General features: G+C 33.3%; 7 protein-coding genes. 4 read left to right on the top strand and 3 right to left on the bottom strand.

Annotation, left to right across the window (positions count from 1 at the left end):
* Positions 1-3,009: VWA domain-containing protein (locus BLV91_RS14945; protein WP_139262352.1), on the bottom strand; the 3,009-nt coding region annotated here is incomplete at its 3' end.
* 685 nt (positions 3,010-3,694) lie between these two features.
* On the opposite strand from BLV91_RS14945, the gene BLV91_RS14940 reads away from it, so the two are divergent.
* The 3 genes from BLV91_RS14940 to BLV91_RS14930 all read left to right on the top strand — a co-directional run bounded on the left by BLV91_RS14940 (position 3,695) and on the right by BLV91_RS14930 (position 7,214).
* A complete protein-coding gene (locus tag BLV91_RS14940) occupies positions 3,695-4,180 on the top strand; it encodes a SixA phosphatase family protein (RefSeq protein ID WP_091434703.1) in 486 nt (161 codons plus the stop codon).
* Between the two features lie 8 nt (positions 4,181-4,188).
* Positions 4,189-6,258 carry a polyphosphate kinase 1 gene (ppk1, locus tag BLV91_RS14935; protein WP_091434715.1) on the top strand — a complete coding sequence of 690 codons (2,070 nt, stop codon included), beginning with the start codon at positions 4,189-4,191 and terminating at the stop codon, positions 6,256-6,258.
* Positions 6,259-6,323: 65 nt separating this feature from the next.
* On the top strand, positions 6,324-7,214 hold the full coding sequence (locus tag BLV91_RS14930; protein ID WP_091434701.1) for a Ppx/GppA phosphatase family protein: 891 nt from the start codon (positions 6,324-6,326) through the stop codon (positions 7,212-7,214).
* 34 nt (positions 7,215-7,248) lie between these two features.
* Here the strand turns inward: BLV91_RS14930 and BLV91_RS14925 are convergent, their stop codons facing one another.
* A complete protein-coding gene (locus BLV91_RS14925) occupies positions 7,249-7,536 on the bottom strand; it encodes a DNA polymerase III (protein ID WP_245709718.1) in 288 nt (95 codons plus the stop codon).
* A 115-nt stretch (positions 7,537-7,651) separates the two neighbouring features.
* Here BLV91_RS14925 and BLV91_RS14920 point away from each other — a divergent pair, with 115 nt between their 5' ends.
* Entirely contained in the window at positions 7,652-7,867 is a 216-nt protein-coding gene (locus tag BLV91_RS14920) for a hypothetical protein (RefSeq protein WP_091434697.1), read from the top strand.
* Between the two features lie 28 nt (positions 7,868-7,895).
* Here BLV91_RS14920 and dnaX read toward each other — a convergent pair whose 3' ends face one another.
* A complete protein-coding gene (gene dnaX, locus BLV91_RS14915; protein WP_091434695.1) occupies positions 7,896-8,981 on the bottom strand; it encodes a DNA polymerase III subunit gamma/tau in 1,086 nt (361 codons plus the stop codon).
* Between the last annotated feature and the right edge of the window lie 175 nt (positions 8,982-9,156).

The raw sequence follows: 9,156 nt of genomic DNA, 5'->3' as shown, positions 1-9,156 counted from the left end.
GCTAGAACAATTACCATTATCACCTTGAGCATAATAAGTTACTGAACCTACTGTGTTAAGTGTTGGATTCTCTACCAATTCTCCATCCGTTGCGGAAGTGTACCAAGTAATAGTTCCACCAGTTGCTGTTGCGGTAAGTGTTTGTAGCGGCAAGGTCTCACATACTGTTTGATTACCGCCAGATGTAGGAGGCATAGGTCCATTATTGATAGTTAATATCACAGCAGTACGTGTCAAGCTAGAACAAGTTCCATTAGAAGCTTGCGCGTAATAAGTTTTAGTTCCTACACCTATTTGAATAGGATTCGCTACTTCCGTACCATCAACAGCAGCGTCATACCAAGTAATAGTTCCACCTGTAGCGGTTGCAGTAAGTGTTTGCGTAGTATTCCCATCAGTACATACGGTTTGATTACCACCAGAGATAGGTGGATTGGGTATTATATTAAATTTTATATTAACCTCGTCATTTGAAGCAGTACAAGGTGCATTTGAAATTGTCCATTTTAATACATATGCCATTCCCGGAGTACCAGAGAAATCAGTTGTTGGATTTGTATCAGATACAAAAGACCCACCTGTTCCACTTTCAATAGTCCATTTACCAGTTCCTACCGTTGGTGTATTTGCTGCAAGTGTTACTGTAGTCATTCCACAAGTAGCACTTCCAGTTTGATCTACACCAGCAGTAGCAGTTGTAGGGTTTTGGTTGAATTTTATATTAACCTCGTCGCTTGAAGCAGTACAAGGTGCATTTGAAATTGTCCATTTTAATACATATGCCATTCCCGGAGTACCAGAGAAATCAGTTGTTGGATTTGTATCAGATACAAAAGACCCACCTGTTCCACTTTCAATAGTCCATTTACCAGTTCCTACCGTTGGTGTATTTGCTGCAAGTGTTACTATAGTCATTCCACAAGTAGCACTTCCAGTTTGATCCACACCAGCAGTAGCAGTCGTAGGAGTTAATGGTTGGTCATTGATAATGACAACTGAAGGAACAGAAATACAACCATTAGTAGATTTTGAAGTAACAGAATAAGTTCCTGACGTAAGTGAGTTAAATACACCATTGGAATTAGTTATTGGGGCTGTAACTGGATTTGTACCAGTAATAGTATATGTGAACCCACTACCAGCTACTGGTACTGTTATGGTTACACTTCCTGTTGCTACTCCACAAATTGGTTGCACCACAGATGTTTCAGGTGCTTTACCTAATCTATAACCAAACCAAACTACCTTGTTTGGTGATGTTGGCGTGGGGGTAACAGATATGTTTCCAAAAGTACAATATAATTGATATAATATACTATTTGATGTATATAGGCCTTCAGGTGAAATGGTGTAGTTTTGGTTGACTTCTAAAGCAGTACTACCATTATATTCGAAGTATTTACTACTTCCAGGAATTATTTTCACAGCATTTTCTATTGGAACAACAGTTCCAACACTATTAATAGGTTCGCCGTTTTCATTGACAGTATAGTAAATAATTTCAACTGATCCTTTTCCTCCACTCACTTTAGGTATTGTAAAATCAGTTGGCGTCTCTTGATGTGCAGTTGTATTACCATTTACATCAGTATAATCCATGTAAGTTTTCTCATTGGCGTCATATAATATAGTTGGATTTGTATTAGGAGCCATAGTGACATAATAATACATTTGATCACCTATTTCTGAAATAGTACCTATATTCCAAACTATTTTCCATTTAATTAAATTACTATTTCCACTTGTTGGAATATCAGGATCATTTAAAACAAAGCCATTATTGACAAATGTTACTGTCCCCTTAGTGACTACAACATTACCAGTAGTACTAGGGCTCACTGAATAAGTTGGAGTTACTCCAGCTTGTAGCACAATATAAGTACTCATTGGATCTGTAAATATTGCATTTGATGCAGCAAATGCAATATTTGATCTTATTTGAGAATAAATATTTGAAATATTACTGCTTGTTGCGGCGAAATATCCTTTGTTTTGCGAACTATTTAGAACATTTGCTTCATCTCCAGCTGATGGTACTTCGAATCCAATAGTGTATACATCTATACCATTATTCATAACAAGCCCCGCCTCATATATAGTAGGAATTCCATGGTTCCCAGCATTAAAAGTTCTATTGGTTCCACTACAATTTAAAGATTTAGAATATAAAGTTGTATTGAAGCTGCCTCCAGTTCCTACGACAGTTGTATAAGTACTTGAGCCAATAAACAAATGGGAAGCTTCAAAATCACTTCGTGAAATATTAAAATTACTTATGCTTCCACAAGAAACATTAAAATCTGTTGTAATATTATTCGATTGATAACTATAAGTTGGAGCCCCATCAGAAAGCAAAATCACCACTTTTTTGTCAGCTGTGCTTGTAGCAGCTATCAGCTCTCTTGCGGCATAAAACCCACCCTGTAAATTAGTTCCTCCACTAGCAGATATAGCGTTAATTGCAGTACTTAGAGTAGTTGTGTTATTAGTAAAACTTTGATTTACGTACGGAGTTCCAAAATTTCCAGTAGCGTTTATTGTAACAATTGCAACACGAATCCCTGACGAACCATTTAATAATTCACTGGAAAAAGTGTTAGCTGCAGCTTTTGCGCTTGTTATTTTATTTCCCCCCATACTACCTGAGTTGTCAATTACCAGAACCACATCAGTTGTAGTTGGGATATTCTTTCCTTGAGTTAATATGTTTATTTTCCATTTTCCAGGGGTAGTAGTTGCCTCAGCGGTTTTTTCAATGTGAACCGCACCCGGGTTTGGCCACTCTAAACTAGGAGCAACAGCCACTTTTGAAGTAAGGGATGTTTTATTTGTAAGTTTGGCGCTCGATTTTGTTTGTATACCAGTAATATCAACTGGTAAAGTGAACGGAGCTACCTTTCCAATCAAAACAGGACCACCGAGTTTATCAGGATCAGTTTCGGTTTGAGAATAAGAATTACCGACAAACAAGAAGAAAGTCAGTAAAAGTAGAGTAATTTTAGTTTTCATAACAATTAAATTTTAATTGAGTTGTATATAATATACGTGGGACTAATTTATATCGAGGATGTTAATAATCAGAAATATGTAATTTTATACTAATGTAATTACAATTAACATCTTTTATGAATTTTCTCTTTGAATGACCTGAAAACTCGTTAAAATGCGTGTTTTTTTTGTTTTTTTATGAAAAATTGTGAATTGAATCCTACACTTAACTATATTTTATGTTAAAATTTAATGTTTTTGAATGGTTAGACTTCTGTTTTTTAACATCTATATCCAATATTCAATTTTCAGATATGTTAATTCATTGATATTTAATAATTTGAAATTATCGTTTTGATTTACGTAAGAAAATGTTGAGGACTAATGATGACATAGAATTTCAGCATTTCTTGTTAATTTGATTAAAATTCTAATTAAGTTTTTTAGTTTAACTTGAAATTAATTGCCGTATTTAATAAAGGATAAATTTTATTAAATTTTGGAAAGGAGATGAGTTTAGTGAATTTTAACAAGTAGTCAATTATTAATTTATAGATGTTAAATAGACGAAAATCCATTTTTATTAATCTAGATAAATGATGAAGTATTGGTAATTTTTCATGAAAATAAATAAAGATTTATAATATATATTGTATCTTTCTAAGCCAAATTAATCTCATCGAAATTAATATGAAAAATTCCAAATATGAAAAATCTAATATTAATAAGACATGCTAAATCTAATTGGGATGCACCTTTACAAGATATTGATAGACCATTAGACCAAAGAGGTATGAAAGATGCTCACTTGGTATCTTTAAATATCCATGATTTTGTCCCTAAGACATATGTTTTATGGAGTAGTATTGCCAAAAGGGCCGCAGATACAGCACGAATATTTGCGCATAACATTTTATACCCTTTGGAATGCATCGTTTTTAAGGATGAACTCTATACTTTTGATGAAAAACATTTAGAAAAAATCATCAAATCCTGTGACAACAAAATTGAGAGCTTGATTATTTTTGGACATAATGCAGCTATGACAAATTTTGTTAATAAATTTGGGGATGTTTTAATTAGTAATGTGCCTACCTGCGGATTTGTATCTTTGCAATTCGATACTGATTATTGGGAAAAAATAAAAAAGGGCAAGACAAAAAAAATAATAGTTCCAAAAGATTTAAAATAATACATATAGTGCCAGAAATAAAATATATAGATAGAGAAAAAAGTTGGTTAGCATTTAATGCAAGAGTACTTCAAGAAGCAGCAGATGAATCAGTACCACTTTTAGATAGATTACGATTTTTAGGGATTTTCTCCAATAATTTAGATGAGTTTTTTAGAGTTCGATTTGCAGCAATAAGAAGATTAAGTCTCTCAGGAAAATCAGGAGAGAAAATTCTTGGAGGTATTTCAGCTCAGCAATTAGTTAAAGACATAACAGAAATTGTAATCAGACACCAAACCGAAAGCCTACTTATACTGAAGGGAATTGAAAATGAACTGCAAACAAAAAACATTTTTATTATAAATGAAGATGAAATTTCTGAAGAGCAGGAAATATTTTTAAAAGATTTTTTTATCCAACAGCTTAGTCCAGAGTTGGTTACGATAATATTAAATGATTTATCAGAGTTCCCATTATTAAGAGATAACATTGGTTATTTAGCCATAAAATTGGTAATGAAGAAGGATTCCGAGGTTCGTTATGCAATTATCGAAATCCCAAAAACGATGAATCGATTTGTTGTTTTACCATCCTATCTTAATAAACAATATGTTATACTGATCGATGATGTGATTAGACATAATTTAAAAAGTGTGTTTAATATTTTTGACTATGAAAGTGTTTCGGCGCATATGATAAAAATAAGTCGCGACGCACAGTTAGATATTGATAGCGATTTAAGTAAAAGTATGCTGGAAAAAATTTCGACTAGTGTAAAGGACAGATTAGTAGGGGAGCCAGTTCGTTTTATATACGATCAATTGATAGAAAAAGATACATTGGCATTCTTCTTAGATAAAATGAAAATTGTTTCTACAGATAGTATCATTCCCGGAGGTAGATACCACAATAGGAGGGACTATATGAATTTCCCTAATTTGGGTAGACACGATCTTTTATATAAAACCAATGATCCATTACCAATCCCTGGCTTAAGCCTTGAAGGGAGTATACTGGAAAGAATTAGTAAAAAGGATTATTTATTAAATGCGCCTTATCAGTCTTTCTCTTATTTAACTAAGTTTCTGCGTGAAGCTGCGCTTGATCCTAAAGTAACCAAGATTAAAATCACGCTTTATAGATTAGCTAAAAATTCCCAAATTATTAGTTCACTGATTAATGCCGCCAAAAACGGAAAAAAAGTAACTGTTCAAATAGAATTACAGGCTCGTTTTGATGAAGCTTCAAATATTTCCTATGCTGAACAAATGCAAACAGAGGGTATTGAACTTATTTTTGGAATAAAAGGCTTGAAAGTACATAGTAAAATATGTGTAATCGAAAGACTTGAAAAGGGGAAAATAAAACGTTATGGCTTTATTTCGACAGGAAATTTTAATGAGGCAACTGCGAAAATATACACAGATGTAACTCTTTTTACAAGTCATCAGCAAATCTTGAAAGACATCTCTAAAATATTTGACTTTTTTGATATAAATTATAGAATCCATCGTTACAAACATCTTATTGTGTCACCACATTATACGCGTATGAGATTCTATAAATTAATAGATAGAGAAATTCTACACGCTCGTGCTGGGAGAAAAACACATATAAAGTTAAAAATGAATAGTTTATCTGATTTTTCAATGATAGATAAATTATATGAAGCCAGTAATGCAGGAGTAAAAATACAATTGGAGGTTAGAGGAATCTGCTCTTTGATTCCTGGAATCAAAGGAATGAGTTCTAATATTGAAGCCATAAGTATCGTTGATAATTATTTAGAGCATGCTAGGATTTATATTTTTGGTAACGCAGGACAAACAGAAGTTTTTATTTCCTCAGCTGATTTCATGACTCGAAATCTAGATGGTAGAGTAGAGGTGACTTGTCCTATTTATGATCAAGATATAAAAAATGAATTAATAGATAATTTTGATTTAGGATGGAAGGGTAATGTAAAAGCACGCTATCACTCTTATAAATTAGATAATAAATATAGAGAGCGAAATGGCGAACCTATATTTAGGGCTCAGATCGAAACTTATAAGTACTATCAAAATAAAGTTGATTTATTAGACGAAAAATTTTAGAAATTTAAATTTTAAGTTTTTGCTTATTAATATCCAAAAACTTAAATATAAAATCATAATATAGAATGATTAAAATAAAGAAATATGCTGCTATCGATATCGGTTCAAATGCTATGCGTTTATTGATAGTGAATATTGTCGAGCAGGAGGGAAAAGAACCTCAATTTAATAAGAGCTCATTGGTACGGGTTCCTATCCGCTTGGGTCAGGATGCATTTACCGTAGGGGAAATATCTGAAGAAAATATTGATAGAATGCGTGATGCGATGACAGCATTCAACCTTTTGATGAAAGTACATAAAGTACAGAGTTATAGAGCTTTTGCAACATCGGCAATGAGAGAAGCCTATAACGGTAAGGAAGTTGTCGATATTATCAGAGAGAAAGCCGACATTGAGATAGAAATTATCGACGGTAAAAAAGAAGCAGCTATAATTGCATCAACTGATTTACTTCATTTGCTAAATACAGACGAAACATACCTATTTGTTGATGTGGGAGGTGGAAGTACCGAATTTACTTTATTCTCTAATGGTAAGATTGTAACCTCTAAATCATTTAAGGCAGGAACCGTTCGTTTGTTAAATGAGATGGTTGTTGACGCTGTTTGGGATGAAATAGAAAAATGGATCAAAACAAATACGGAGGGCTTTGAAGAAATAACGCTAATTGGTTCTGGTGGAAACATCAATAAACTTTTTAAAATGTCAGGAAAAGCACAGGAAAAACCGTTGTCATTTATCTATGTAAATTCTCAATATGCTTTTCTAAATTCATTGACCTATGAACAAAGAATATCTGAATTAGGACTGAATCCAGATCGTGCCGATGTAATTATACCAGCGGTTCGTATTTATCTTAATGCGATGAAATGGAGTGGTGCTAGACAAATCTATGTTCCTAAAATAGGACTTTCAGATGGGATTGTAAAGGCTATGTATTATGGTAATATTTAAAAAAAGCTAAATTTATATTAGAGCAGTTTTATATTTAAACATTTAAATCTAATCCAAATGTTGTCCTCAAGAGGTCAATATTTGGGTTTATTTCATGAAGTCTATTGTAGCGGTCCTGATCGTTAAAATTCTTTTTACTTTGAATACTTTCGTTGACAATCACCTCTATTGTAATGTCATGATTATGCAAATGCCCTTTCAAATGACCTAATAGGCCGTTTAATTCTTTTTCAAAATCTAATTTTGAACCTTCATTTGGTAATTCTAGTGTGATAGCAAAACCATTTAAAACGGGATCATTAATAAGTAGTAATGATTCCATTATCCTGAAACCTTTTTCTCCTAGTCGCTTTGCGTATTTAGTCCAATGCAATAACATTTCTGTTTCAGTAAAGTTTTGAGTTGGCAGGTGGAGTTCCTCTTTTACATACGATTTATTGCTTTCTTCAAGTGCTTTTTTTGCACGAATACTTGCTAATGAAAAGGCAGAAACTTTAGGCCCGTCTGAAAGTGAAGTATCTGTTTTGCTCTGCTCAGTGGGAACCGGTTTTGACTCAGGTTCTTTGTTTGCAGAAACTTGTACAGTGTTTACAGCAGGAATAACTGCAACAGGTATTGATTCAGTAGGTTTTGTTGTATCAGCTATTGAGTAATCATTTTTCCTGAAATAAGTGGGTGGAATTATAAATGCGTCAACTTTTTTTTTTCTCCATCAAAAGTGATAGAGGCTAGTTGCATTAAACAAAGTTCAACAAGTAATCGCTGATTTTGGCTGAGCTTGAATTTTAAGTCGCAATCATTTGCAATAGCGATTCCCTTTAATAAAAAATCTTGACTACATTTTTGCGCTTGTAATCCGTACATTTTTTGTGCTTGTTCTCCAACTTCTAATAACGACAAAGTTGAAGGCGTTTTACTTACCAATAAATCTCTAAAATGAGAAGCTAAGCCCGATACGAAATGATGGCTGTCAAATCCTTTTGCTAGTATTTCATTAAATGTTACTAATAAATCAGGAATTTTATTTTCAAGAATTAAATCAGTAACAGTGATATAAGTTTCGTAGTCAAGAACATTTAAGTTTTCTGTAACTGCTTGACGAGTTAAGTTAGTACCGCAATAGGAAACGACTCTATCAAAAATAGACAATGCGTCACGCATAGCACCATCTGCTTTTTGAGCAATGATATGCAAAGCATCATCTTCAAAATCAATACCTTGATTCGTAGCTACTTCTGCAAGGTGTTCTTTGGCGTCTTTTACTGTGATTCTTTTGAAATCAAATATTTGACAACGGGATAATATGGTTGGAATAATTTTATGTTTTTCGGTCGTTGCCAAAATAAAAATGGCATGCTTTGGCGGCTCCTCTAATGTTTTCAAGAAAGCATTAAATGCGGCCGAAGACAACATGTGCACCTCATCAATAATATAAACCTTGTATTTTCCGGTTTGCGGTGGGATACGAACTTGATCAATCAAACTACGTATGTCATCAACAGAATTGTTCGATGCGGCATCCAGCTCAAAGACATTAAAGGCAAAATCCTCATTGGGGTCATCATAACCCGGTTGGTTGATTTTCCTGGCCAAAATTCTGGCACATGTCGTTTTTCCAACTCCTCTAGGGCCTGTAAATAATAGGGCAGAGGCAAGATGGTTGCTGTCTATGGCATTCAATAAAGTATTTGTAATGGCTTTTTGTCCCACTACATCATTAAATGTTTGAGGACGATATTTTCGCGCCGATACTACAAATTGTTCCATAGAATTTTTATTCGAAAGCAAATATAGGAAAAGCGGTTATATTATGAAAAGGATAATTTGTTTAATTCGAAAATTAACATCGATGAAAAGGTATAGCTTACTTTTGAATAGTACTAATTACTTTAAATTTAGATATATAACTCCCATTTAGTCTTGTAGAATTATTACACACCAA

This window comes from Flavobacterium degerlachei, assembly GCF_900106645.1.
Taxonomy (GTDB): domain Bacteria; phylum Bacteroidota; class Bacteroidia; order Flavobacteriales; family Flavobacteriaceae; genus Flavobacterium; species Flavobacterium degerlachei.
Note: the sequence above shows the minus strand (reverse complement) of the source record. Positions and strands in the feature narration are given on the sequence as shown.